Origin of the sequence: Pseudomonas vranovensis (assembly GCF_040438935.1) — a bacterium.
GTDB classification, from domain to species: domain Bacteria; phylum Pseudomonadota; class Gammaproteobacteria; order Pseudomonadales; family Pseudomonadaceae; genus Aquipseudomonas; species Aquipseudomonas vranovensis.
The window spans coordinates 4,409,651-4,434,075 of sequence record NZ_CP159259.1; the positions used below are offsets into that span (position 1 = coordinate 4,409,651).

Genomic DNA, 24,425 nt, shown 5'->3' on the forward strand with positions numbered 1-24,425 from the left:
TTCTTCATGTTCGAGTTGACCGCTTTGCTGCGCCAGCGCTTCGCCGCTCTGCGCAGCACTGCCGAATTCTTTTCCTTGCGGCACGTGCAACAGTCCCAGCAGCACCTGTCGGTGCGCAAAAACGTTGCCGAACCGCCATTCTTCAGCCGTGACGAAGGCGCGATGCTGACGGTCCGGGTCAACGGCGTCGAAACCTATGCGGCCACCGCCGACCTGTCGCAATCAGGCCTGCAACGTGCCCTGGAACAGGCCGAGGCGCTCGCCCGGCAGATTGCCAGCTGCGCCCTGCTCGACCTGCGCGAGCAACCGGTCGCCAGCGGGCGCACCGACTACTGCTCCCCCAACCTTGAACAACCCGTGGCCTCGCTGGCGGACTGCTTCGCCTTGCTGGCCCGCGAATCGGCCAGTGTGCCCGCCGATATCCGCCTGGTGAACTGGCAAGCAAGCCTGGGCATCAGCACCGTCGAGCAGATCTACCTCAATACCGCCGGCGCCGAACAGCGTCAGGCCCAGCGCTTCATCTACCCAGGTTTCGGCGCCACGGCCTTCGACGGCCAGGACAGCCAGAGCCGCAGCCTTGGTCGGGAGAATTTCGGCCAACAAGGCGGCATGGATGTGATCGAGCGTTGCGGCCTGCTGGGTGCCGGAGCCAAGGTTGCCGACCAGGCCCTGCAATTGCTGCTCGCGCCCAATACCCCGAGCGGCGTGCGCGACCTGCTGCTGATGCCCGACCAGATGATGCTGCAGATCCACGAGTCCATCGGCCACCCGTTGGAAATGGACCGCATCCTGGGTGACGAGCGCAATTACGCGGGCACCAGCTTCGTCAAGACCAGCGACTTCGGCACCTTGCAGTACGGCTCGAAATTGCTCAACGTGACCTTTGACCCGACCATCGGCGAAGAGCTGGCCAGCTACAGCCATGACGACGATGGCACCGCGGCCGACAAACAGTTCCTGATCCGCGACGGCTTGCTGCTACGTCCGCTGGGTGGCGCGCTGTCGCAGTTCCGCTCGGGCATGGACGGCGTTGCCAACAGTCGTGCCTGCGGCTGGAACCGCGCGCCGATCGACCGCATGGCCAACCTCAACATCGAGCCGGGTGACCAGAGCCTGGCGCAACTGGTCGGTGGCATCGAGCGCGGCATCCTGATGCGCACCAACCGCTCCTGGTCCATTGATGATTCCCGCAACAAGTTCCAGTTCGGCTGCGAATGGGGCCAGTTGATCGAGAACGGTGAGCTCAAGGGCGTGGTCAAGAACCCGAACTACCGGGGGATCTCCGCTCAGTTCTGGGGCAATCTCAGCGCCGTGGGCGACGCCAGTACCTTCCAGGTTCTGGGAACACCCAACTGCGGCAAGGGCGAACCCAATCAGGTGGTGCGGGTGGGACATGCATCACCCGCCTGTGTGTTCAGCCAGATCGACGTATTCGGAGGAGACGCCTGATGGCTGCCACCCCACTGCACAGCTTTCAGCGCCTGTTGGCGAGCCTGCAAGAGCAAGTGTGCGCGCCGGAACACTTTACCCTCAGCTACAGCGCCGAGCAGTCCCGGTTCATTCGCTTCAACCATGCCAAAGTGCGCCAGGCTGGCGAAGTCCAGCAAGCCAGTTGCGTGCTGAAACTGATTAAGGACGGCCGCCAGGGCGAGCTGCAGTTCACCCTGGGCAACGACCCCGACGTTGACCAGCAGCGCCTGGCCCAGGCGATCGAACAGTTGCGCCAGACATTGCCGTTGCTCGAAGCCGACCCCTACCTGCAACTCAACGCCAGCGCCTGGCAAAGCCATAGCGTGCAGGGCCAGGCACTGCCCGACATTGCCCAGGTACTGGCGCAGATCGAACACGGTGCCGGGGAACTCGATCTGGTCGGCATCTATGCCGCTGGACCGATCTGCCGGGGTTTTGCCAGCTCGTTCGGGGCCTTCGGCTGGCACCAGGCCAACAGTTTCAACTTCGACTGGAGCCTGTTCCACCGCAACGGCCAGGCGGTCAAGGCCAACTACGCCGGCCAGCAGTGGGACAGCGAGGCCTTTTCACTGCGCCTGCGCCAGGCACGGGAGCAATTGGAATACATGGGGCGCCCGCTGAAGACCCTGGCACCGGGCGAGTACCGCGCTTACCTGGCGCCAGCCGCCATGGACGAAATCATGAGCATGCTGTGCTGGGGGGGCTTCTCCTCCCATTCGCTGGCCACCAAGAACAGCCCGCTGCAGCGCCTGTACGATGGCGACGCGCGCCTGAGCCCGATGGTCAGCATCGCAGAACAGGTCAGCGGTTCGCTGAGCCCGAGTTTCTCCGATGAAGGGACACCACGCAGCGACTTGCGCCTGATAGAGCAGGGCCGTGGCCTTGACCGGTTGATCTGCGCCCGCAGCGCCGCCGAGTTCGAGCTGGCCGCCAACGGTGCCGACAGCCATGAGTCCCCTTGCGCCCTGAGCCTGGCAGGTGGCGAGCTGAACCAGCGCGACATCCTCGCGCGCCTGGGCACCGGCTTGTACATCAGCAACCTCTGGTACCTGAACTTCTCCGACCTGCCGGCCGCCCGCATGACCGGGCTGACCCGCTTTGCCACCTTCTGGGTCGAGAACGGCCAGATCCAGGCGCCGGTCAGCACCATGCGCTTCGACGACAGCGTCTACAGTTTGTTGGGTTCGCAACTTGAGGCGCTGACCCAGGAGCGGGAGCTGATTCTGTCGACCAGTACCTATGGCCAGCGCCAGACCAGTTCGAGCCATTTGCCGGGGGCCGTGGTCAAGCGCCTGACATTGACGTTGTAATAGATCGCGGGTCAAGCCCGCTCCGAGCGCAGGAGTGGTCTTGACCCGCGCTACAGTCCTGAAGGATCAGCCATGCCCAGCCGTGTCCCGCTCGACCCCGTCACCGCTCGCTGGATTCCGTGGGTGGTAGCCATCGCCTTCTTCATGCAGTCCCTGGACGGCACCATCCTCAACACCGCCCTGCCGGCCATGGCCAGGGACTTGGCTGAAGACCCGCTGCGCATGCAGTCGGTAATCATTGCCTACATGCTCACCGTGGCCTTGCTAATCCCCGCCTCGGGCTGGATTGCCGACCGTTTCGGCACCAAGCGGATCTTTTTCGGTGCGATCCTGCTGTTCAGCCTCGGCTCGCTGCTGTGCGCCCTGTCTGAAACCCTGAGCATGCTGGTGGCGGCGCGGGTAGTCCAAGGCCTGGGCGGCGCCTTGATGCTGCCGGTCGGGCGCCTGGTGGTGCTGCGCGCCTACCCCCGTTCGGAGCTGGTGCGGATCATGAGCTTCATCACCATTCCCGGCCTTCTCGGTCCTTTGCTGGGCCCGACCATGGGCGGCTGGTTGGTGGAGATTCTCAGCTGGCATTGGATCTTCCTGCTCAATCTGCCGGTCGGCGCCATAGGCTGCTATGCCGTGTGGCGTTTCATCCCCGACCTGCGCGGCAGTGAGCGCACGCGCTTCGACGGCGTCGGTTTCGTGCTGTTCGGCGCGGCCATGGTGTTGATCACGATCGCCATGGAGGGCCTGGGCGAACTGCACTTGCCGCACCTGCGGGTAATGCTGCTGCTGTTTGCCGGCATGGCGTGCCTGGCAGCCTACTGGCTGCGCGCAGGCAGCATCGACAACCCGCTGTTCTCGCCCCGGCTGTTTCGCACCCGGACCTTCTCCGTCGGCATCCTGGGCAACCTGTTCGCCCGCCTGGGCAGTGGTGCCCTGCCATTCCTGGTGCCATTGCTGCTGCAGGTGGCCCTGGGCTATTCGCCGGCCCAGGCCGGGATGAGCATGATCCCCCTGGCGGCGGCGGCCATGCTGGCCAAATCCATCGCCCGCCCGCTGATCGAGCGCTTTGGCTACCGAACCATCCTCACCGGCAATACCCTGCTCCTCGGCCTGCTGCTGGCCAGCCTGGGCCTGGTGGATGAGCAGACGCCCTATGGGCTGCTGCTGTTCCAGTTGGGCTTGCTCGGTGCGGTCAACTCCATGCAGTTCACGGCGATGAACACCGTCACCCTGATCGACCTGGACGATGCCAGCGCCAGCAGCGGCAACAGCCTGCTGTCGGTGGTGGCGCAGTTGTCTCTGAGCCTGGGTGTCGCCTGCGCCGGCGCACTGCTGGGAGGCTTCAGCGCCGCGGGCAGTGCCGAGGGCGTAGACAGCACACTGGGCGCTTTCCAGCTCACTTTCCTGACCATCGGCCTGATGGCCATGCTGGCAGCAGCAATCTTCATGCAACTGTCCAAGGCGGACGGAAGGCGTGCCCCTCGTCCGGAACCGGAGATCGAGCCTTAGGGCGAAAGGCCATGAGGCTGGTACACTGCGCGACATTTTGTTTTGCAGGCCCGCCTCGTGACCACCATTGCCACCGCCTTCGCCACTTTGCCGCTGTCCGCCGCCATGCTGGCCAACCTGGACGCCCTCGGCTACGCCCAGATGACCCCGATCCAGGCCCAGAGCCTGCCGGTAATCCTCAAGGGCATGGACCTGATCGCCCAGGCCAAGACCGGTAGCGGCAAGACCGCCGCCTTTGGCATCGGCCTGCTCAACCCGATCAACCCGCGCTACTTCGGCTGCCAGGCCCTGGTGCTGTGCCCCACGCGCGAGCTGGCCGACCAGGTCGCCAAGGAGCTGCGCCGCCTGGCCCGCGCCGAAGACAACATCAAGATCCTGACCCTGTGCGGCGGCGTTTCGCTGGGCCCGCAGATCGCCTCGCTGGAGCACGGTGCGCACATCATCGTCGGCACCCCGGGCCGCGTGCAGCAACACCTGAGCAAGGGCACCCTGGTGCTCGATGGCCTCAACACGCTGATTCTCGACGAAGCCGACCGCATGCTCGACATGGGCTTCTACGACGCCATCGCCGACATCATCGGGCAAACCCCCAAGCGCCGTCAGACCCTGCTGTTCTCGGCCACTTATCCGTCCGGTATCAAGCAACTGGCCTCGAGCTTCATGCGCGACCCGCAGACCGTGAAGGTCGAAGCCCTGCACGCCGACAGCCAGATCGAACAGCGTTTCTACGAAATCGCCCCCGAGCAGCGCATGGAAGCAGTGAGCAAAGTGCTGGGGCACTTCCGCCCGCAGTCCTGCGTGGCGTTCTGCTTCACCAAGCAGCAGTGCCAGGAGCTGGTCGAGCACCTGCAGGCCAAGGGCATCTCGGCCCAGGCCCTGCATGGCGACCTGGAGCAGCGCGACCGTGACCAGGTCCTGACCCTTTTCGCCAACCGCAGCCTGTCGGTACTGGTAGCCACTGACGTCGCCGCCCGCGGCCTGGACATCGATGCCCTGGACATGGTCATCAACGTCGAGCTGGCCCGCGACGCCGAGATCCACGTACACCGTGTAGGCCGTACCGGCCGCGCCGGTGAAAAAGGCCTGGCCGTCAGCCTCGTCGCCCCAGCCGAAGGCCATCGCGCCCAGGCCATCGAAGCGATGCAGAAAGCGCCGCTGCGCTGGGAACAGCTCGACAGCCTCAAGGCCCAGGGCGGCGCTCCGCTGCTGCCGACCATGAGCACTCTGTGCATTGCCGCCGGCCGTAAAGACAAGCTGCGTCCGGGCGATATCCTCGGTGCCCTGACCGGTGACGCCGGCTTGCCGGGTACCCAGGTTGGCAAGATCGCGATTTTTGACTTCCAGGCCTTTGTGGCGGTGGAACGTACGGTGGCCAAGCAGGCGCTGGCGCGCCTGAACAGCGGCAAGATCAAGGGCCGTTCGCTGCGGGTGCGGATCGTTTGAAAACCTTCGTCGCGGGGCAAGTCGAGACATCTCGACTTGCCCCGCGATCGCTTCACCCAAAATTCTTGAGGAATCAGCAGTGCGTTCCACCGAAGTAATCATCATTGGCGCAGGCGCCGCCGGCCTGATGTGTGCCCTGACTGCCGCCCGCCGCGGCCGCCAGGTGCTGCTGCTCGACCACGCCAACAAGCCAGGCAAGAAGATCCTGATGTCCGGCGGTGGCCGCTGCAACTTCACCAACATGTACACCGAACCTGCCAACTTCCTCTCGCAGAACCCGCACTTCTGCAAGTCGGCCCTGGCCCGCTACACCCAATGGGACTTCATCGAGATGGTCGGCAAGCACGCCGTGCCCTATCACGAGAAGAAGCTCGGCCAACTGTTCTGCGATAACAAATCCAGCGACATCCTCGACATGCTCCTGGCCGAATGCAGCAATGCCGGCGCCGAACTGCGCATGGACACTCGCATCGACCAGGTCGAGAAGGTCGACGGCGGCTACCTGCTCGAAACCAGCGCCGGTCAGTTCCAGTGCCAATCGCTGGTGATCGCCACCGGCGGGTTGTCGATCCCGACCCTGGGCGCTACCGGTTTCGGCTATCAGGTCGCCCGCCAGTTCGGCCATAGCCTGCTGCCTACCCGCGCCGGCCTTGTGCCCTTCACCATCACCGAGCCGCAGCTCAAGGCGATCTGCACCGAGCTGTCCGGCACCTCGGTGGACTGCGTGACCAGCTGCAATGGCACCAGCTTCCGTGAAAACCTGCTGTTCACCCACCGCGGGCTGAGCGGGCCGGCGATCCTGCAGATCTCCTCGTTCTGGGAAACCGGTGACAGCGTCGAGATCAACCTGCTACCCGAGCACGACGCGCTGAGCTGGCTGCAACAGCAACAGAGCGAGCGACCCAATACCGAGCTCAAGACCCTGCTTGGCGAAATCTTTACCAAGAAGATGGCCAACTTGCTCGCCGAGCACTGGTTCGTCTCCAAGCCGATGAAGCAATACACCCCGGCGGAGCTCGCCCAGGTCAGCGACAAGCTGGCGGCCTGGCAGGTGGTGCCGGCCGGCACCGAGGGCTACCGCACTGCCGAGGTGACCCTGGGTGGCGTCGATACCCGCGAAGTGTCATCCAAGACCATGGAGTCGCTGAAAAGTCCGGGCCTGTACTTTATCGGCGAAGTGCTCGATGTCAGCGGTCACCTCGGCGGCTTCAACTTCCAGTGGGCCTGGGCCTCGGCGTACGCGGCTGCGCAGTTCGTCTAACCTTCGCGGTAGAATCAGCGCATCAAGGAACAAATTTTGCTGGTCAGGTGACGGTGGTAACACCACTGCCATCTGACTGGCTCAATTTCGATCATCGCTCAAGGCCTGCCGACCCGACATGTCATCCTCCTCGCTCAGCCAATCGTTGCGCCGCCTCTGGGCCCTGGACAAATTCAGCTATGCCATCCGTGTTCTGATCGCCCTCACCGGCAGCATGTTGCTGTGCTGGTACCAGGACGAGATGAGCCTGCTGATTCCGCTGTTCCTGGGCATTATCGCCAGCGCCCTGGCCGAGACCGACGACAGTTGGCAAGGACGCCTCAATGCCCTGGCCGTGACCCTGGTGTGCTTTACCGTCGCGGCGTTGTCGGTGGAGCTGCTGTTCCCGTATCCGATCATTTTCGTCTGCGCCCTGGCCCTGGCCAGTTTTGCCCTGACCATGCTCGGCGCACTGGGTGAACGCTATGGCGCGATCGCCTCGGCCACGCTGATTCTCTCGGTCTACACCATGATCGGCGTCGACCAGCGTGGTGGCGAAGTCACCGATTTCTGGCACGAGCCGCTGCTGCTGGTGGCCGGCGCCGCCTGGTACGGATTGCTGTCGGTGCTGTGGCAGGCGCTGTTCTCCAACCAGCCGGTGCAGCAGAGCCTGGCGCGGTTGTTTCGCGAGCTGGGGCGCTACCTCAAGCTCAAGGCCACGCTGTTCGAACCGATCCGCCAACTGGACGTCGAGGCCCGGCGCCTGGAGCTGGCCCAGCAAAACGGTCGGGTCGTGGCCGCACTCAACGCCGCCAAGGAGATCATCCTGCACCGGGTCGGCAACGGCCGCCCGGGCTCCAAGGTCAGCCGCTACCTGAAGCTGTACTTCCTGGCCCAGGACATCCACGAACGCGCCAGCTCCTCGCACTACCCCTACAACGCCCTGACCGAAGCCTTCTTCCACAGTGATGTGCTGTTCCGCTGCCAGCGCCTGCTACGCCAACAAGGTGTGGCCTGCCAGCAGTTGTCCGAGTCGATCCAGCTACGCCAGCCGTTCATCTACGACACCGGCTTTGCCCAGGCGCTGGAAGACCTCAATGCGTCCCTGGAACACCTGCGCATCCAGAGCAACCCGGCCTGGCGCGGGCTGCTGCGTTCGCTGCGCGCCCTGGCCGCCAACCTGACAACCCTGGATCGTCTGCTCAGCGATGCGAGCAATCCGGACAACCTCGCCGACGCCAGCGACAGCAGCCTGCTCGACCGTTCACCGCACAGCCTGGCGGATGTCTGGAACCGTCTGCGCCAGCAGATGACACCGACCTCCTTGCTGTTTCGCCATGCCCTGCGCCTGCCCCTGGCATTGTCGATCGGCTATGGCATGGTGCACCTGATCCACCCCACCCAGGGCTACTGGATCATCCTCACCACCCTTTTCGTCTGCCAGCCCAACTACGGTGCGACGCGGCGCAAGCTGGTGCAGCGGATCATCGGTACCGGCATCGGCCTGACGGTCGGCTGGGCGCTGTTCGACCTGTTCCCGAGCCCGATCATCCAGTCACTGTTCGCGGTGGCAGCCGGGGTGGTGTTCTTCGTCAACCGCACCACTCGCTACACCTTGGCCACGGCAGCAATTACCCTGATGGTGCTGTTCTGCTTCAACCAGATTGGCGACGGCTACGGGCTGTTCCTGCCGCGCCTGTTCGATACCCTGGTGGGCAGCCTGATCGCAATCCTGGCGGTGTTCCTGTTCCTGCCCGACTGGCAGGGCCGGCGCCTGAACAAGGTGCTGGCCAACACCTTGAGCTGCAACAGCACCTACCTGCGCCAGATCATGCAGCAGTACGCCCAGGGCAAGCGTGATGACCTGGCCTACCGCTTGGCTCGGCGCAACGCCCACAACGCCGATGCCGCGCTGTCGACCACCCTGGCCAACATGCTCATGGAGCCGGGGCATTTTCGTAAGGAAGCGGATGTCGGCTTTCGCTTCCTGGTGCTCTCGCACACCTTGCTCAGCTATCTCTCGGGCCTGGGCGCGCACCGTGAAACCACCTTGCCGGCCGACGTTCACGAGCAGTTGATCGATGGTGCTGGTGCCAGCCTGGCCAAGAGCCTGGACGAAATTGCCGAAGGCCTGGCCAGCAAGTTGCCGGTGGCCATCCACAGTGATGACGAAGAAGCCCTGGCCAATGCGCTCGAGCAGATGCCCGAGGATATGGAGGAAAACCAGCGCCTGGTGCAGACGCAACTGGCCCTGATCTGTCGCCAGCTGGGCCCCTTGCGCACCCTCGCCGCCCATTTGATCAAGGATGCCGAGGCCTGATCAGAAGCCATGATACTCAAGCAAGCGTGCGTAGCTGCCATCGGCCTTCATCTGGGCGATGGCGCGATTGAAGTCGGCGACGATCTTTTCATGGCCCGGGGTCTTGAGGCTGACCAGAATATGCAGGGTATTCTCGGCCAAAGGCTTGTCGACGAGCTCGACACTATCACGAACCCAGCGAGATTCACGCTGCAGAAAGTAGCGGGCGACGTACTCGTCTTCAAGAGTCAGTCCCACCCTGCCTGCAGCCAGCATGCGTACCGCCACTGAAAAATTGCGTACCGGTATCTTCTGCAACTGGCTGTCGGCATCGAACTCGGGCGAGTACGCATAGTCGCGGACAATGGCGATGGGATAGGGATAGAGGTCGCTCAAGACGTTGAAGCGAAAGTCATCGCCCTTCTGCTTGAGCACGCGAACATGGTTGGTCAGGTAGCTGGCGGAGAACTGTCCGATGTGGGTGCGGCTTTCATTGAGCCAGGCGTTGATCAGTACGTCGTATCGTCCCTCACCTATTCCAAGCAGCGCCCGCGCCCAGGGCACCTGCTCGAACTCACTGTCATAGCCTGCACGCTGCAAGGCGGTGGTGACAATCACCGTAGCCAGGCCCCCACCGGGTTTGCTGGCATCGGTGAAAGGGGGCCAACTGTCTGCGACCAGACGTAGTTTTTCCGCATGCGCGGCATTGAACGCCAGCAGCAACCCCAGAAAACCCCAGGCTCGAAGCAGTGTAGGCATGCTCAAATCCCTTAGCAGGCGTGTCGTTACACGCCGTTGATAGCAACTGCTTGAGCGTTTCCGGTGTCCGCAAGTGTGCGCAGGTTACACAAAGATGAAACCTGGCGCAGCGCGCAATGATATCAAATTGCCTCTACTTTGAGCTGCGTCACACCTTGAGTCGGGGTCGCGCACTTTGAACCTCGTCGTTGCTCCTTTCATCTGCCATGATCAAGGCAATCAACTGCTTGAGAGCTACTTATGTCCATCGACTGGATCTGCAAACATCACAGCGACCTTGGCAAGGAACAACTCTATGCCATTCTGCAACTACGCACCCAAGTCTTCGTTGTAGAGCAGAAGTGCGCCTACCAGGACGTCGATGGCCAGGACCTGGACGGCGACACCTGCCACTTGATGGGTTGGGAAAATGACACGCTGCAGTGCTACTTGCGCTTGCTCGACCCACAGTCCCAGGGCGGTGACGTAGTGATCGGTCGCGTGGTGACTGCGCCATCGGCACGCGGCCGGGGGCTGGGGCATGAACTGATGGAAGAGGCCCTCGAACAGGCCGAAAAGCACTGGCCGGGCGTGCCGGTGTATCTGTCTGCCCAGGCGCACCTGCAAGACTACTACGGGCGTTATGGCTTTGTGGTGGTGGGTGAGGAGTACTTGGAAGACGACATACCGCATATCGGTATGCGTCGCGGCTGAACGCATCGCGGGGCAAGCCCGCTCCTGCAGCAGGCGCGAACTTGCTCCTCGATGGGCCTTCAAGGATACCCAAGCACCTCGCGAATCCCCCGCAGGTGCTGGATGATCCACTGCTTGTCGATCGCCCCCCAATCACGAATCCGGTAATGCCCGGCGTGATTGCGCGCGCCTTCCTGCTGCTCGAACTCACAGACAATATCCAGGTCAGCCAGCGCGGCGATGGTGTCCTGGGCGGTACGTCGGGGCATGCCGGTTGCCTCCATCAACGCAGGCACGCTGCTGGCCGTCTGGCTGTCGATCAGCCAGGCGACGTACAGGCGGCGGTAGAAGCTGGTCTTGGTCTTGCTCACGTCCATTGGCAGGTCCTTGCGGCTTACCCGTTGCCAGGCAGCTCGCGGTAGGTCAGGTAGACACGCAAGTCGAACTCCAGTTGATGGTAGCCCGGCAGCATGTGTTCACAGAGTTGATAAAACGCCTTGTTGTGATCGCTTTCCTTCAAGTGGGCCAGTTCATGCACCACGATCATCTTCAGAAATTGCGGCGCCGCCTCCTTGAACAAAGAGGCAATGCGGATTTCCTTCTTTGCCTTGAGCTTGCCCCCTTGCACTCGGGACACCGCCGTATGCAGCCCCAGCGCCCGGTGGGTCAAGTCCAGGCGATTGTCGAACAGGACCTTGTCCAGGTTGGGGGCGTTGCGCAGGTACTCCTGCTTCAGCCCTTGGGCGTAGCTGTACAGTGCCTTGTCGCTCTGCACGGCATGACGCTCCGGGTAGCGTTGCTGCAGGTAATCCCCCAGGCGATTGCTGGCGATCAATTGTCGGACCTGATCTTGCAGGGCGGGGGGATAGGCTTGCAGGTATTTGAGCGCGGTCATGAGGCGAAAGCAGGCGAAAAAAAGCAGTTTACCCAACTACAGCAGTCACCAGTCAAAAAAGCCCGGGAACTCACTCGCATCGGCGGCCGTCATGGGGTGCGCCACCAGGAAGCCCTGGGCGAACTCGCAACCGTTGGCGCGGAGCCAGCGAGCCTGCTCGCAGGTCTCGACTCCTTCGGCGATGGTGCTGATCCCAAACTGCTGGCAGAGCTCGATCACACTGCGGACCAGGGCGCCATCGACCACAGAGCCCGGCAGTTTCGCCACCAAATGGCGATCGAACTTGAGCGTATCAATGGGCAGGTCACGCAACAGCTTCAACGAGCAATCACCTGCGCCGAAGTCGTCCAGGGCAATATGCACGCCCAACTCGCGTAGTTTGTGCAGCTGCTTGAAGGCTTCATCGCGGTTGTACATCAGCGACGTCTCGGCGACTTCGACCTCCAGCTGAGCCGGTACAAGCCCGTGACTGACAATCACCCGCGCCAGCTCCTCAACCACATTGGGCATGGCAAACTGCACCCTGCTCAGGCTCATGCTCAGCACCACGTCCGGACCACAACACTCGCTCCAGGCCCGACGTTGCGACGCGCCTTGCTGGTAGATCCAACTGGCCAGGCGATTGATCAGCCGGGCCTCCTCGAGCAAGGGAATGAACAAACCCGGCGGCACATCCCCGACACTGGGATGGCGCCAGCGCAACAAGGCCTCGAAACCGCGCAAGCGGCCATCGGCGAAGGCAACCTGAGGCTGATAGACCAAGCTGAAATCCCTGTGCTCGATCGCATCGCGCACGCTGTCTTCGAGCATCAGCCGTGAGCGCGCCCGGCCATTGAGGTCATGATCGTAGTAACGATACTGCTGGCGCCCGGACTGCTTGGCTGCATACATCGCCGCATCGGCCGCACGCAGCAAGCCATCGAGGCCGAGCCCGCAATCCGGGTAGGTGGCGATACCGATACTGCCCCCCAGCGTCACCTCCAGCCCGTCGATGTCCTGGCAGATGGACACACGTTCGATCAATTTTTCGGCAAAGCGTGCAGCCTGTTCGGGACAGTCCAGCGCATCGAGCAACGCGGTGAACTCGTCACCGCCCATGCGTGCGAGTATCGCGCGGGTGCCCAGGCAGTCCTTGAACTGCTCGGCCACCCACCGCAGAACACGGTCACCGGCTTCATGACCAAGGGAGTCGTTGATTCGCTTGAAGCCATCCAGGTCCAGGTACAGCAAGGCCTGTGACTTGTCCGAGCGCTCATTGCATACCAATGCGCTCTCGGCGGCCTGGTAGAAGCCGCGCCGATTGAGCAGCCCCGTCAACGGGTCGGTCACAGCCTGATACTCCAGTTGCTGATGCAGGCTGCGCACCACCGACATGTCCAGCACCGTTACCACCATGGCCCGCCGCTCGCCCGGAAGTGGCGCGCACGACAGCGCCACCGGCAGCGGATGTCCGCCCGCAGTACGCAGCACAGCATCGTGAACGCGAAAAATTTCCCGGTCCAGATAGGTTTGATAGAACGGCGATTCGGCCCACACCGTCGCCCCCGGCGACTGTACATATGCCAGAAGATCAGTGCCCTGCAAACGTTCAACCGGCGCATCGAGCAGCCGGGAAATCGCTGGGTTGGCAAAGCAGATTAAGCCGTCATCGGCTACCACCAGAATGCCCTCGGCCGCATTTTCCAGCACCGAGGCATTGAAAGCGCGTTCGGTTTCCAGGTCGCGGCTCAAGCGCTGCAATGAACGCCTGTTGCGCTGCTGTTCAAGCAACGCCTGAACCTTGGGCTTGAGAATCTGCGGGTCGAAGGGTTTGAACAGGTAATCCACCGCACCACTGGCATAGCCCTTGAGCACGGCGGCCTGGGACTGCTCATTGGCGGTGAGGAAAATGATCGGCGTCAGCCGCGTACGCTGGCTGCCGCGCATAAGACGGGCGACCTCGAATCCATCCATGCCTGGCATCTGCACATCCAGCAGCACCAGGTCCACTTCGTGCTCGAGCAGCGCACTCAGGGCTTCGGTCCCCGAGTTCGCAGTCAGTACCTGCCAGTCCTGACGCGCCAGCAAGGCGCGCATGCTGACCAGGTTTTCCGGGTAGTCATCAACGACCAGCAGTACTGAGCCGTTTTCATGTGACGGAGGTTGCGCGCAATCCATGCTGCTTCTCTTGTGGCACAGGTCGTACTTCGGTTGAAGTCCGAGCCTAACTCTAGACCTCGCTGCCTTAAATCTGAAGTTATCACCTTGCCACTACCCACGGAAACTCTCGTTAGCCGACTAACGGTCTGTCCGATCAGGCCATACCTGCCTCTACATTGGCGCCAGGCATAAAAAAACCCGCATCACTGCGGGTTTTTTACACGGTCAGGTCTTAATTGACCTTGGCCGCCAGCTCGCCCTTGAGGTAGCGCTGGAACATGCCTTCCAGGGAGATCGGCTTGATCTTGGAAGCATTGCCGGCAGTACCGAACGCTTCGTAACGGGCGATGCAGACATCACGCATGGCCGTTACGGTGGCGCCGAAGAACTTGCGCGGGTCGAACTCGCTCGGATTCTGCGCCATCAGGCGACGCATGGCACCCGTGGAAGCCAGGCGCAGGTCGGTGTCGATGTTGACCTTGCGCACACCGTGCTTGATGCCTTCGACGATTTCTTCGACCGGCACGCCGTAGGTTTCCTTGATGTCGCCGCCGTACTGGTTGATGATCGCCAGCCATTCCTGCGGAACCGAGGAAGAACCGTGCATCACCAGGTGGGTGTTGGGGATGCGCTTGTGAATCTCTTTGATACGGTCGATCGCCAGCACGTCACCGGTCGGTGGCTTGGTGAACTTGTAGGCACCGTGGCTGGTGCCGATGGCGATGGCCAGCGCATCGACCTGGGTCTTCTTGACGAAGTCGGCAGCTTCTTCCGGATCGGTCAGCATCTGGCTGTGATCCAGGATACCTTCGGCACCGATACCGTCTTCTTCACCGGCCATGCCGGTTTCCAGCGAGCCCAGGCAGCCCAGCTCGCCTTCAACCGAAACGCCGCAGGCGTGCGCCATGGCAACGGTCTGCTGGGTGACACGGACGTTGTACTCGTAGTCGGTAGGGGTCTTGCCGTCTTCGCCGAGCGAGCCGTCCATCATCACCGAGCTGAAGCCCAGCTGGATCGACCGCTGGCACACGTCAGGGCTGGTACCGTGGTCCTGGTGCATGCACACCGGGATATGGGGGAATTCTTCGATCGCGGCCAGGATCAGGTGACGCAGGAACGGGGCACCCGCATATTTGCGGGCACCGGCCGAGGCCTGGACAATCACCGGAGAGTCGGTCTTGTCGGCGGCTTCCATGATGGCGCGCATCTGCTCGAGGTTGTTGACGTTGAAAGCCGGAACGCCGTAGCCGAATTCGGCGGCGTGGTCCAGCATCTGGCGCATGCTAATGAGTGCCATTGTGTATCTCTCTCCCGACAAGCGTCGTTTTTCGTGCAAGCCTGCCGCAGTGGCGGTTGCTATTCAAGTAGTGTGGGCCGCCTCCAGGCAGCCCGGCCAGTCACGGCGCCTTGCAGCCCCGCCCTATCAAATCGTTGGTGGCAGCCCAGTACACCAGGCCTTCGTCACCCTTGCTGTGGAACGCCAGCACACCATCGCTGTACAACGAACCGGAAGCGCCTGGCTCGGCCTTGAGCCGGTAGACCTGATCACCGCCGCCCAGACGCACGTCCAGGCTCTGTTGACTGCTGTCGGCAAAGCGCCAGAGCACTTCAGCCTTGCTGTCGCAAACCCATCGGGTCCAGTTGTCCGAGGGTGTCTCCTTCGGCGTGAAGCTTGCACATCCACCGAGTACTGCCAAGGCCAACAGGGCCACGACACCTTTCATCCAATATCCTCTAGCAGACCACAAACAGGCCGGTAGGTTGCCATCAACCGATCAAGGGCAACCCTGGGCTCGGCGCTGGTGCTCGTCGTCGTACTTCTCAAGGCCATCCGGGCCGAGTCGCTTGTTGATCACAGGAGCGGTCTCCGCCTGCCATTCAGACTGATAGCAGCCACCTTTCGGCGCATCGGGCTGATCGGCCTCAGGCGCCGGATTGCTGGAGCAGGCGCCCAGCAATCCGACCAGGACAAACACAGGCAATCGCTTGACCATCAGGTCGCTCCCTTTGCCAGGCGCTGAGCAAATCAGGCCTTGGCCCGTTGTTCCAGTACTTCCACCGCTGGCAGGACCTTGCCCTCGACGAACTCGAGGAACGCACCGCCACCGGTAGAAATGTAGGAGATTTGCTCGGCAACGCCATATTTGTCGATGGCGGCCAGGGTATCGCCACCACCGGCGATGGAGAACGCGGCGCTTTCCGCGATGGCCTTGGCCAGTACCTTGGTGCCGTTACCGAACTGGTCGAACTCGAAGACACCAACCGGACCATTCCACAGAATGGTCTTGGACGACTTCAGCAGCTCGGCGAAGTTGGCCGCGGTCTGCGGACCGATGTCGAGAATCATGTCGTCGTCGGCAACGTCGGCAACCAGCTTGACGGTAGCAGCGGCGCTTTCAGCGAATTCCTTGGCAACCACCACATCCACCGGCAGCGGGACGTTGACCTTGGCGGCGATGGCCTTGGCGGTGTCGATCAGGTCAGGTTCGTACAGCGACTTGCCCACTGGGTGACCGGCAGCGGCCAGGAAGGTGTTGGCGATGCCGCCACCGACGATCAGCAGGTCGCAGACCTGGCTCAGGCTGTTGAGCACGTCCAGCTTGGTCGACACCTTGGAGCCGGCAACGATGGCAGCCATCGGCTTGGCCGGGGCCTTGAGGGCCTTGCCCAGGGCGTCCAGCTCGGCGGCCAGCAGCGGGCCAGCAGCCGCCACCTTGGCGAACTTGGCCACGCCGTGGGTCGAGCCCTCGGCTCGGTGGGCAGTACCGAAGGCGTCCATCACGAACACGTCGCACAGGGCTGCGTATTTTTGCGCCAGCTCGTCGGCGTTCTTTTTCTCACCCTTGTTGAAGCGCACGTTTTCGAACAACACGAGGTCACCGGCCTGGACCTGGACACCGTCGAGGTAGTCGGCAACCAGGGGTACTTCACGGCCCAGGGCCTTGCTCAGGTAATCGGCTACCGGCTTGAGGCTGTTCTCGGCCGAGAACTCGCCTTCGGTCGGACGGCCCAGGTGCGAGCAGACCATCACGGCCGCACCCTTTTCCAGGGCCAGCTTGATGGTCGGCAGCGAAGCGAGGATACGCGCATCGCTGGCAACCACACCGTCCTTCACAGGCACGTTGAGGTCTTCGCGGATCAGTACGCGCTTACCTTGCAGATCGAGGTCGGTCATCTTCAACACGGTCATGAATGCGGTCCTTCAGGGATGTTTGCTAGTGGAGCGGGTTTGATTGACGACGTGCAGGTAATGTTCGGCAACGTCGAGCATACGGTTGGCAAAACCCCATTCGTTATCGAACCAGGCCAGCAGGTTGACCAGCCGGGGGCCGGAAACGCGGGTCTGGCTGGCATCGACAATGGCCGAATGTGGGTCATGGTTGAAATCACAACTGGCGTGCGGTAACTCGGTGTAGGCCAGGAGTCCCTTCAGCGGGCCGCTCAGGGCCGCATCGCGCAGCACCTGGTTGACCTCTGCCGCAGTGGTATCGCGGGCGGTCTGCAGGGTGATGTCCAGGCACGACACGTTGACGGTCGGCACACGTACGGCTTTGGCCTGAATTCGCCCGGCAAGTTCCGGCAACAACCGCTCGATGCCGCGCGCAAGTCCGGTGGACACCGGAATCACCGACTGGAACGCCGAGCGGGTGCGGCGCAGGTCTTCATGGTGATAAGCGTCGATCACCGGCTGGTCGTTCATTGCCGAGTGGATCGTGGTAATCGACACGTATTCAAGGCCGAACGCCCGGTCCAGTACCCGCAGCAGCGGCACGCCGCAGTTGGTGGTGCAGGAAGCGTTGGAGACCAGCAGTTCATTGCCTTTGAGGCAGTCCTGGTTGATGCCGTAGACAACCGTCGCATCGACGTCCGCCTCGCTGGCCATCGGCTGGGAAAACAGCACCCGCGGCGCGCCGGCTTCAAGAAAACGCTGGCCATCGGCACGGGTGTTGTAGGCACCGGAACACTCCAGTACCAGATCGACATCCAGTGCTGCCCAGTCGATCCCTTCCGGGGTGGCACTGCGCAAAACCTTCACGCAGTCGCCATTGATATGCAGACAATCGCCGTCGACCTTCACCTCGCCGGGAAAACGCCCGTGGGTGGAGTCGAAGCGTGTCAGGTATTCGATACTGGCCTGATCGGCCAGGTCGTTCAGCGCGACGATCTCGAAGCCCGCCTTCGCCCCCCGTTCAAAGAGTGCGCGCAAGACGCAACGACCAATACGGCCATAGCCGTTGAGTGCAACTTTGTAAGGACGCGTTTGGGGCATGGGATGCTCACGGAACAGAAGCGTTATCTGCAATCGCGGGGCAAGCACGCTCCTACAGTCCTGTAGGAGCGTGCTTGCCCCGCGATGAATCCAACTCTATCGATCAGTCTTCCAGCAGCTCTTCAGCAGTACCCAGGATGTTTTCCAGGGTGAAACCGAACTCTTCGAACAAGGCGGCCGCAGGGGCCGACTCGCCGTAGGTGGTCATGCCGATCACGCGGCCTTCGAGGCCGACGTACTTGTACCAGAAGTCGGCATGGGCCGCTTCGATAGCGATACGCGCACCGACCTGCAGCGGCAGGACCGACTGTTTGTAGGCAGCATCCTGGGCATCGAAGACGCTGGTGCATGGCATCGATACAACACGGACCTTGCGGCCCTGCTCGGTCAGCTTGTCAAAGGCCTGAACGGCCAGGCCCACTTCGGAACCGGTGGCGATCAGGATCAGCTCAGGCTCGCCTGCGCAGTCTTTCAGCACGTAGCCGCCACGGCTGATGTCAGCGATCTGGCCGGCGTCACGGGTTTGGTGCTGCAGGTTCTGACGCGAGAAGATCAGCGCCGAAGGGCCGTCCTTGCGCTCCAGGGCGTGCTTCCACGACACCGCCGATTCAACGGCGTCGGCTGGGCGCCAGGTGTCCAGGTTCGGGGTGCTGCGCAGGCTGGTCAGCTGCTCGATCGGCTGGTGAGTCGGGCCGTCTTCGCCCAGACCGATAGAGTCGTGGGTGTAGACGTGAATCACGCGCTGCTTCATCAGGGCCGACATGCGCACAGCGTTGCGGGCGTATTCCATGAACATCAGGAAGGTCGCACCGTAAGGCACCAGGCCGCCGTGCAGGGCAACACCGTTCATGATTGCGGTCATGCCGAATTCACGCACGCCGTAGAACATGTAGTTGCCGCTGGCATCTTCAGCGCTGACGCCCTTGCAGCCTTTCCACAGGGTCAGGTTGGAACCGGCCAGGTCAGCCGAACCACCGAGGAACTCTGGCAGCAGAGGACCGAAGGCGTTCAGGGTGTTCTGGCTGGCTTTACGGCTGGCGATGGTTTCGCCCTTGGCCGCAACGTCAGCGATGTAGGCCGCAGCCTTCTCGGAGAAATCAACCGGCAGTTCGCCACTCAGGCGACGCTTCAGCTCGCTGGCCAGTTCAGGGAAGGCAGCGGCGTAGGCCGCGAAACGCTGGTCCCACTCGGCTTCAACGGCCTTGCCGGCTTCCTTGGCATCCCACTCGGCGTAGATGTCAGCCGGGATCTCGAACGGACCGTGGTTCCAGTTCAGCTCTTTGCGGGCCAAGGCGATTTCGTCATTGCCCAGTGGCGCGCCGTGGCAATCTTCCTTGCCCTGCTTGTTCGGCGAGCCGAAGCCGATGATGGTCTTGCAGCAGATCAGGGTCGGCTGCTCGCTCTTGCGGGCGGTCTCGATGGCGGTCTTGATTTCGTCGGCGTCATGGCCGTCGACATTGCGGATCACCTGCCAGTTGTAGGCTTCGAAACGCTTCGGCGTGTCGTCGGTGAACCAGCCTTCGACTTCGCCGTCGATGGAGATGCCGTTGTCATCGTAGAAGGCGATCAGCTTGCCCAGGCCCAGGGTACCGGCCAGGGAAGCGACTTCGTGGGAGATGCCTTCCATCATGCAACCATCACCCAGGAACACATAAGTGTGGTGATCGACGACGTTGTGGCCTTCGCGGTTGAACTGGGCGCCCAGGACTTTTTCAGCGATGGCAAAACCCACGGCGTTGGCCAGGCCCTGGCCGAGCGGACCGGTGGTGGTCTCGACGCCTGCGGTGTAGCCGAACTCCGGGTGGCCCGGGGTGCGGCTGTGCAGCTGGCGGAAAGCCTTCAGGTCATCGATCGACAGGTCGTAGCCGGTCAGGTGCAGCAGCGAATAGATCAGCATCGAGCCGTGGCCGTTGGACAGCACGAAGCGGTCACGGTCAGCGAAGTCCGGGTTGCTCGGGCTGTGCTTCAGATAGTCGCGCCAAAGAACTTCGGCGATATCCGCCATGCCCATGGGGGCACCGGGGTGACCGCTGTTGGCCTTCTGCACGGCATCCATGCTGAGTGCTCGAATGGCGTTGGCACGTTCACGACGGCTGGGCATCGCTTATCTCCTGGGGGTTGAAAGTTACGAAACGAAAAAAGGCGGTTATTTTCGCCCAGGCATGCGTCCGGGGGCAATGACGGATGGTCGATGCAGCATGATTTTCCTGTGTTTGAGTGCAGATTTAGGCGATAGCCCGGCCAAACAGCGGATTCGGTCGACTCTGCTGCGACGAATTGCCCCGCCTATCGCTCAATATCAAAACTTTTTGATATTGCGCTTGCGACGCCGGGGCACCCTGACTAGACTGCCGCCCCATGAATCTTCGTTTGCCGTCAATCCACCCTGAACAAAGCGACGAGCTGGCCGCCCTGTGCAAGGCCAGTGGCGACCCGTTGCGCCTGAACGTCTTGCGCGCACTGGCCAACGATTCGTTCGGGGTACTGGAGCTGGCGCAGATCTTCGCCATCGGTCAGTCGGGAATGAGCCACCACCTCAAGGTGCTATCCCAGGCGGCACTGGTGGCGACGCGGCGCGAAGGCAACGCGATCTTTTATCGCCGTGCCTTGCCCGATGCCCTGCGCCTGGGCGGCAAGCTGCATGCGGCCTTGCTGGAGGAAGTCGATGGCCTGGCCCTGCCGGACGATGTCCAGGCGCGCATCGGCCAGGTCCAGCAACGGCGCGCGGCCACCAGCCAGGACTTTTTCCAGCGCGTCGAAGAAAAATTCCGCGCCCAGCAGGATCTGATCGCGGGACTTCCCCAGTACCGCGAAAGCCTGTTGGCGCTGCTCGACAACTTGAGCTTTGGACCCGACGCCGGCGCCCTTGAAGTGGGCCCTGGCGATGGAGAATTTCTTCCAGAACTGGCCCGGCGCTTTGCCCGGGTCACGGCACTGGACAACAGCCCGACCATGCTCGACCTGGCCCGCCAGGTCTGTGAGCGAGAAGGTCTGGCGAATGTGAACCTGCAGTTGGCCGATGCACTCAGTGCAACGGATGTGGACGCCGACTGCGTAGTGCTGAACATGGTCCTGCACCATTTCAGCGCCCCGGCCGAAGCCCTGCGGCAGCTGGCCAACCGTGTGAAGCCAGGCGGAAGCCTGTTGGTAACAGAGTTGTGCAGCCACGACCAGAGCTGGGCCAGAGAGGCCTGCGGCGATATCTGGCTGGGCTTCGAGCAGGACGACCTGGTCCGTTGGGCCAGCGCTGCGGGACTGGCTCCCGGGGACAGCCTCTATGTGGGCTTACGTAATGGTTTCCAGATCCAGGTCCGCCATTTTCAGCGACCGGCTGGCGACACTCACCATCGGTAAATTTTAGGAACCCGTCGAGATGAGCGAATACTCCCTTTTCACCTCCGAGTCCGTATCTGAAGGGCATCCGGACAAAATCGCCGACCAGATTTCGGATGCAGTGCTGGACGCCATCATCACCCAGGACAAATTCGCCCGTGTCGCCTGCGAGACCCTGGTAAAAACAGGTGTAGCGATCATCGCTGGCGAAGTGACCACCTCGGCCTGGGTAGACCTGGAAGAGATCGTGCGTAAAGTCATCGTCGACATCGGCTACAACAGCTCCGACGTCGGCTTTGACGGCGCCACCTGCGCCGTAATGAACATCATCGGCAAGCAGTCGGTAGACATTGCCCAGGGCGTTGACCGCAGCAAGCCGGAAGACCAGGGCGCTGGCGACCAGGGTCTGATGTTCGGCTATGCCAGCAACGAAACCGACGTGTTGATGCCCGCGCCGATCTGCTTCTCGCACCGCCTGGTCGAGCGCCAGGCCGAAGCACGCAAGTCCGGCCTGCTGCCGTGGCTGCGCCCGGATGCCAAGTCCCAGGTTACCTGCCGCTATGACGGCGGCAAGGTCGTCGGCATCGACGCCGTGGTCCTGTCGACCCAGCACAACCCTGAAGTCTCGCAGAAAGACCTCCAGGAAGCGGTCATGGAGCTGATCGTCAAGCACACCCTGCCTGCCGAACTGCTGCACAAGGACACCCAGTTCCACATCAACCCGACCGGCCAGTTCATCATCGGTGGCCCGGTGGGCGACTGCGGCCTGACCGGTCGCAAGATCATCGTCGACAGCTATGGCGGCATGGCCCGTCACGGCGGTGGCGCGTTCTCCGGCAAGGACCCGTCCAAGGTCGACCGTTCGGCAGCCTACGCCGGTCGCTACGTGGCCAAGAACATCGTGGCCGCCGGCCTTGCCGAGCGTTGCGAGATCCAGGTGTCCTACGCCATTGGCGTGGCTCAGCCTACTTCGATCTCGCTGAACACCTTCGGCACCGGCAAGATCGCCGACGACAAGATCATCCAGCTGGTGCGCGAGTGCTTCGACCTGCGTCCATACGCCATCACTACCATGCTCGACCTGCTGCACCCGATGTACCAGGAAACCGCTGCCTACGGCCACTTCGGTCGCATCCCACAGCAGAAGACAGTCGGCGACGACACCTTCACCACCTTCACCTGGGAACGCACCGACCGCGTCGACGCCCTGCGCGCCGCTGCCGGTTTGTAAGTAACAGGTCATGAACAGCCCCTGCCGGGCAACCGGCCGGGGCTTTTTTGTGCCTGGCGCAGCCGCGAGCTTGCCCTGCTGTCTCCCTACACACCCCCTAACAATGCTCTGCCCTCTCCCTCAAAAAGCCATCCTAGTCTGTGAGTTCACCCCGCAGAGCAAGGACGCTCGCCATGTTCCACAAACTGCTGCTCTCACTACTGCTGCTGCCCTGGCTCACCTGCACACACGCCCAGACGTGCCCTCAATGGCCCGCCGCCCAGGCCCAGGCCGAGATTCAGAACCTGCAGCACACCCTCGCCAACTGGGATGACCACTACCATGGAAAGGGCGTATCGCTGGTAGCTGACGAGCTCTACGACCAGAGCCGCACTCAGCTCGTACATTGGCGTTCGTGCTTCCCGGCGGCTAGGACCGTCACCGACAACCCGCTACAGGCAGCCAACGGCCCGGTTCCTCATCCCATCGCCCATACCGGCCTGGCAAAGCTGCCGGACGAGCAGGCGGTCGCGGCGTGGATGCAGGGCAAGCACGACCTGTGGATTCAACCCAAGGTCGACGGTGTTGCGGTCACCCTGGTGTATCAGGCCGGCCAACTGGTGTCTTTGACCAGCCGTGGCGATGGACGGGACGGGCACGACTGGAGCCGTCACATCCCGATGCTCAGCTCCGTCAATCGCCAACTGCCGCGCCCCGTGGACCTGGTACTTCAAGGCGAGCTCTATTGGCGCCTGGACGCCCACGTTCAGGCCGACGCCGGTAGCCGCAACGCCCGTGGCAATGTCGCGGGGCTACTCGCACGCAAGCAGCTCGATGAGCAGCAAGGCGCTGCCATCGGCCTGTTCGTCTGGGCATGGCCCCAAGGACCCGCGAGCCAGCAACAGCGGCTTGCCGGGTTGAGCGTCCTGGGTTTCACCGACACCGAGCACTACAGCGTGCCCATCCAGGGTATGGACGAAGCAGCACGATGGCGGGAGCACTGGTACCGCACCCCACTTCCGTTTGCCAGCGACGGTGTTGTGCTGCGCCAGGGCCAACGCCCAGATGGCAAGCGCTGGCAAGCCCGCGAGCCGTACTGGGTCGCCGCCTGGAAATATCCCTTTGCCCAGGCCCTGGCCGAGGTTAGGGCAGTGCAGTTCAACATCGGCCGGACTGGCCGCATCACGCCGGTTTTGCAGATCAAACCGGTACAACTGGATGATCGACAAATCCGCCAGGTGAGCACCGGCTCCCTCCAGCAATGGCAGCAACTGGACATCCGCCCGGGTGACCAGGTAGCGGTCAGCCTGGCTGGGCTGACCATTCCGCGCCTCGATGACGTTGTACACCGCACAGTGCAGCGTGCGGCCATCGAAGTACCGGACCCCGCCAACCACCATGCGCTCAGTTGCTGGCAGCCCAGTGAATCCTGCCGCGGGCAGTTCGTGGCTCGCCTGGATTGGCTGAGTGGAAAACAAGGGCTGGCCATGAAAGGCGTAGGGCCCGGGACCTGGGCCCGACTGGTCGACAGTGGCCTGGTCCGGAACCTGACTGACTGGCTTGAAATCACGGAAGACGACCTGCAGCAGGTGTCCGGCCTGGCCGAGCGCAGCCGCCAGCAACTTCTCTTTACATTTCAGCAAGCCCGCCAACAACCTTTCGATCGCTGGCTACGGGCCCTTGGAATTCCGGCCCCCAGCGCACTTGCACTCAAGGGCCCCTGGGCAGAACTTGCCCGCCGCGACGCCGCACAATGGCTGGAAGAACCCGGTATCGGCCGTGGCCGTAGCGCCCAACTGCTGGCGTTTTTCCGTTCCCCCGACGTACAAATGATGGCCGAACAATTGCACCGACATGCAATCGAGGGTTTCTAAATTTCCCGGAT

Annotated in this window: 20 protein-coding genes; 10 read left to right on the top strand and 10 right to left on the bottom strand. The window is 62.5% G+C overall.

The features are described 5' to 3' along the window. Positions 1-6 precede the first annotated feature (6 nt). The 6 genes from ABVN19_RS20485 (at position 7) to yccS (ending at position 9,283) form a co-directional block, all read left to right on the top strand. A complete protein-coding gene (locus tag ABVN19_RS20485) occupies positions 7-1,449 on the top strand; it encodes a TldD/PmbA family protein (RefSeq protein WP_105642350.1) in 1,443 nt (480 codons plus the stop codon). Next, complete coding sequence (locus ABVN19_RS20490; protein WP_028945623.1) at positions 1,449-2,780, top strand: TldD/PmbA family protein; 1,332 nt, start codon at positions 1,449-1,451, stop codon at positions 2,778-2,780. Before ABVN19_RS20485 ends, ABVN19_RS20490 begins: the two co-directional genes overlap by 1 nt. 72 nt (positions 2,781-2,852) lie before the next feature. Continuing rightward, entirely contained in the window at positions 2,853-4,280 is a 1,428-nt protein-coding gene (mdtD, locus tag ABVN19_RS20495) for a multidrug transporter subunit MdtD (protein WP_028945622.1), read from the top strand. Between the two features lie 105 nt (positions 4,281-4,385). Next, complete coding sequence (gene dbpA / locus ABVN19_RS20500) at positions 4,386-5,723, top strand: ATP-dependent RNA helicase DbpA (protein ID WP_245219125.1); 1,338 nt, start codon at positions 4,386-4,388, stop codon at positions 5,721-5,723. A gap of 79 nt (positions 5,724-5,802) precedes the next feature. Then, positions 5,803-6,984: an NAD(P)/FAD-dependent oxidoreductase gene (locus tag ABVN19_RS20505; RefSeq protein ID WP_105642351.1), complete on the top strand. Its 1,182-nt coding sequence runs from the start codon at positions 5,803-5,805 to the stop codon at positions 6,982-6,984. 118 nt (positions 6,985-7,102) lie between these two features. Then, positions 7,103-9,283: a YccS family putative transporter gene (gene yccS / locus ABVN19_RS20510; RefSeq protein ID WP_028945619.1), complete on the top strand. Its 2,181-nt coding sequence runs from the start codon at positions 7,103-7,105 to the stop codon at positions 9,281-9,283. Here yccS and ABVN19_RS20515 read toward each other — a convergent pair whose 3' ends face one another. Further along, complete coding sequence (locus ABVN19_RS20515) at positions 9,284-10,021, bottom strand: transporter substrate-binding domain-containing protein (protein ID WP_105642352.1); 738 nt, start codon at positions 10,019-10,021, stop codon at positions 9,284-9,286. A 240-nt stretch (positions 10,022-10,261) separates the two neighbouring features. Here ABVN19_RS20515 and ABVN19_RS20520 point away from each other — a divergent pair, with 240 nt between their 5' ends. Further along, the gene (locus tag ABVN19_RS20520; RefSeq protein ID WP_028945617.1) at positions 10,262-10,714 is read left to right on the top strand and encodes a GNAT family N-acetyltransferase; all 453 of its coding nucleotides are present in this window, start codon (positions 10,262-10,264) and stop codon (positions 10,712-10,714) included. Between the two features lie 59 nt (positions 10,715-10,773). On the opposite strand, the gene ABVN19_RS20525 is transcribed toward ABVN19_RS20520, so the two are convergent. The 9 genes from ABVN19_RS20525 to tkt form a co-directional block, all read right to left on the bottom strand. Beyond that, positions 10,774-11,070 carry a winged helix-turn-helix domain-containing protein gene (locus ABVN19_RS20525; protein ID WP_028945616.1) on the bottom strand — a complete coding sequence of 99 codons (297 nt, stop codon included), beginning with the start codon at positions 11,068-11,070 and terminating at the stop codon, positions 10,774-10,776. A gap of 17 nt (positions 11,071-11,087) precedes the next feature. Continuing rightward, a complete protein-coding gene (locus ABVN19_RS20530) occupies positions 11,088-11,588 on the bottom strand; it encodes a M48 family metallopeptidase (protein WP_028945615.1) in 501 nt (166 codons plus the stop codon). Between the two features lie 45 nt (positions 11,589-11,633). After that, positions 11,634-13,745, bottom strand: a complete 2,112-nt coding sequence (locus ABVN19_RS20535; RefSeq protein WP_105642353.1) for an EAL domain-containing protein — start codon at positions 13,743-13,745, stop codon at positions 11,634-11,636. A 214-nt stretch (positions 13,746-13,959) separates the two neighbouring features. Beyond that, positions 13,960-15,024: a class II fructose-bisphosphate aldolase gene (fba, locus tag ABVN19_RS20540; protein WP_028945613.1), complete on the bottom strand. Its 1,065-nt coding sequence runs from the start codon at positions 15,022-15,024 to the stop codon at positions 13,960-13,962. A gap of 100 nt (positions 15,025-15,124) precedes the next feature. After that, positions 15,125-15,451, bottom strand: coding sequence for an MliC family protein (locus ABVN19_RS20545; RefSeq protein WP_028945612.1), 327 nt, complete (start codon positions 15,449-15,451; stop codon positions 15,125-15,127). A 51-nt stretch (positions 15,452-15,502) separates the two neighbouring features. After that, the gene (locus ABVN19_RS20550; protein WP_028945611.1) at positions 15,503-15,754 is read right to left on the bottom strand and encodes a hypothetical protein; all 252 of its coding nucleotides are present in this window, start codon (positions 15,752-15,754) and stop codon (positions 15,503-15,505) included. Then, on the bottom strand, positions 15,754-16,917 hold the full coding sequence (locus tag ABVN19_RS20555; protein ID WP_028945610.1) for a phosphoglycerate kinase: 1,164 nt from the start codon (positions 16,915-16,917) through the stop codon (positions 15,754-15,756). Before ABVN19_RS20555 ends, ABVN19_RS20550 begins: the two co-directional genes overlap by 1 nt. A gap of 12 nt (positions 16,918-16,929) precedes the next feature. Continuing rightward, positions 16,930-17,997, bottom strand: a complete 1,068-nt coding sequence (gene epd / locus ABVN19_RS20560) for an erythrose-4-phosphate dehydrogenase (protein ID WP_105642354.1) — start codon at positions 17,995-17,997, stop codon at positions 16,930-16,932. Positions 17,998-18,100: 103 nt separating this feature from the next. Further along, positions 18,101-20,098, bottom strand: coding sequence for a transketolase (tkt, locus tag ABVN19_RS20565; protein ID WP_028945608.1), 1,998 nt, complete (start codon positions 20,096-20,098; stop codon positions 18,101-18,103). A 257-nt stretch (positions 20,099-20,355) separates the two neighbouring features. On the opposite strand from tkt, the gene ABVN19_RS20570 reads away from it, so the two are divergent. The 3 genes from ABVN19_RS20570 (at position 20,356) to ligB (ending at position 24,414) form a co-directional block, all read left to right on the top strand. After that, positions 20,356-21,351, top strand: a complete 996-nt coding sequence (locus tag ABVN19_RS20570) for a metalloregulator ArsR/SmtB family transcription factor (protein WP_028945607.1) — start codon at positions 20,356-20,358, stop codon at positions 21,349-21,351. 19 nt (positions 21,352-21,370) lie between these two features. Next, positions 21,371-22,561, top strand: a complete 1,191-nt coding sequence (gene metK, locus ABVN19_RS20575) for a methionine adenosyltransferase (RefSeq protein WP_028945606.1) — start codon at positions 21,371-21,373, stop codon at positions 22,559-22,561. A 173-nt stretch (positions 22,562-22,734) separates the two neighbouring features. Then, entirely contained in the window at positions 22,735-24,414 is a 1,680-nt protein-coding gene (gene ligB / locus ABVN19_RS20580; RefSeq protein WP_105642355.1) for an NAD-dependent DNA ligase LigB, read from the top strand. Positions 24,415-24,425 lie beyond the last annotated feature (11 nt).

Coding starts and splice junctions, on each gene's coding strand:
- ABVN19_RS20485 (WP_105642350.1), top strand. CDS start 7: ATGTTCGAGTTGACCGCTTTGCTGCGCCAGCGCTTCGCCGCTCTGCGC.
- ABVN19_RS20490 (WP_028945623.1), top strand. CDS start 1,449: ATGGCTGCCACCCCACTGCACAGCTTTCAGCGCCTGTTGGCGAGCCTG.
- mdtD (WP_028945622.1), top strand. CDS start 2,853: ATGCCCAGCCGTGTCCCGCTCGACCCCGTCACCGCTCGCTGGATTCCG.
- dbpA (WP_245219125.1), top strand. CDS start 4,386: ATGCTGGCCAACCTGGACGCCCTCGGCTACGCCCAGATGACCCCGATC.
- yccS (WP_028945619.1), top strand. CDS start 7,103: ATGTCATCCTCCTCGCTCAGCCAATCGTTGCGCCGCCTCTGGGCCCTG.
- ABVN19_RS20515 (WP_105642352.1), bottom strand. CDS start 10,021: ATGCCTACACTGCTTCGAGCCTGGGGTTTTCTGGGGTTGCTGCTGGCG.
- ABVN19_RS20520 (WP_028945617.1), top strand. CDS start 10,262: ATGTCCATCGACTGGATCTGCAAACATCACAGCGACCTTGGCAAGGAA.
- ABVN19_RS20525 (WP_028945616.1), bottom strand. CDS start 11,070: ATGGACGTGAGCAAGACCAAGACCAGCTTCTACCGCCGCCTGTACGTC.
- ABVN19_RS20530 (WP_028945615.1), bottom strand. CDS start 11,588: ATGACCGCGCTCAAATACCTGCAAGCCTATCCCCCCGCCCTGCAAGAT.
- ABVN19_RS20535 (WP_105642353.1), bottom strand. CDS start 13,745: ATGGATTGCGCGCAACCTCCGTCACATGAAAACGGCTCAGTACTGCTG.
- fba (WP_028945613.1), bottom strand. CDS start 15,024: ATGGCACTCATTAGCATGCGCCAGATGCTGGACCACGCCGCCGAATTC.
- ABVN19_RS20545 (WP_028945612.1), bottom strand. CDS start 15,451: ATGAAAGGTGTCGTGGCCCTGTTGGCCTTGGCAGTACTCGGTGGATGT.
- ABVN19_RS20555 (WP_028945610.1), bottom strand. CDS start 16,917: ATGACCGTGTTGAAGATGACCGACCTCGATCTGCAAGGTAAGCGCGTA.
- epd (WP_105642354.1), bottom strand. CDS start 17,997: ATGCCCCAAACGCGTCCTTACAAAGTTGCACTCAACGGCTATGGCCGT.
- tkt (WP_028945608.1), bottom strand. CDS start 20,098: ATGCCCAGCCGTCGTGAACGTGCCAACGCCATTCGAGCACTCAGCATG.
- ABVN19_RS20570 (WP_028945607.1), top strand. CDS start 20,356: ATGAATCTTCGTTTGCCGTCAATCCACCCTGAACAAAGCGACGAGCTG.
- metK (WP_028945606.1), top strand. CDS start 21,371: ATGAGCGAATACTCCCTTTTCACCTCCGAGTCCGTATCTGAAGGGCAT.
- ligB (WP_105642355.1), top strand. CDS start 22,735: ATGTTCCACAAACTGCTGCTCTCACTACTGCTGCTGCCCTGGCTCACC.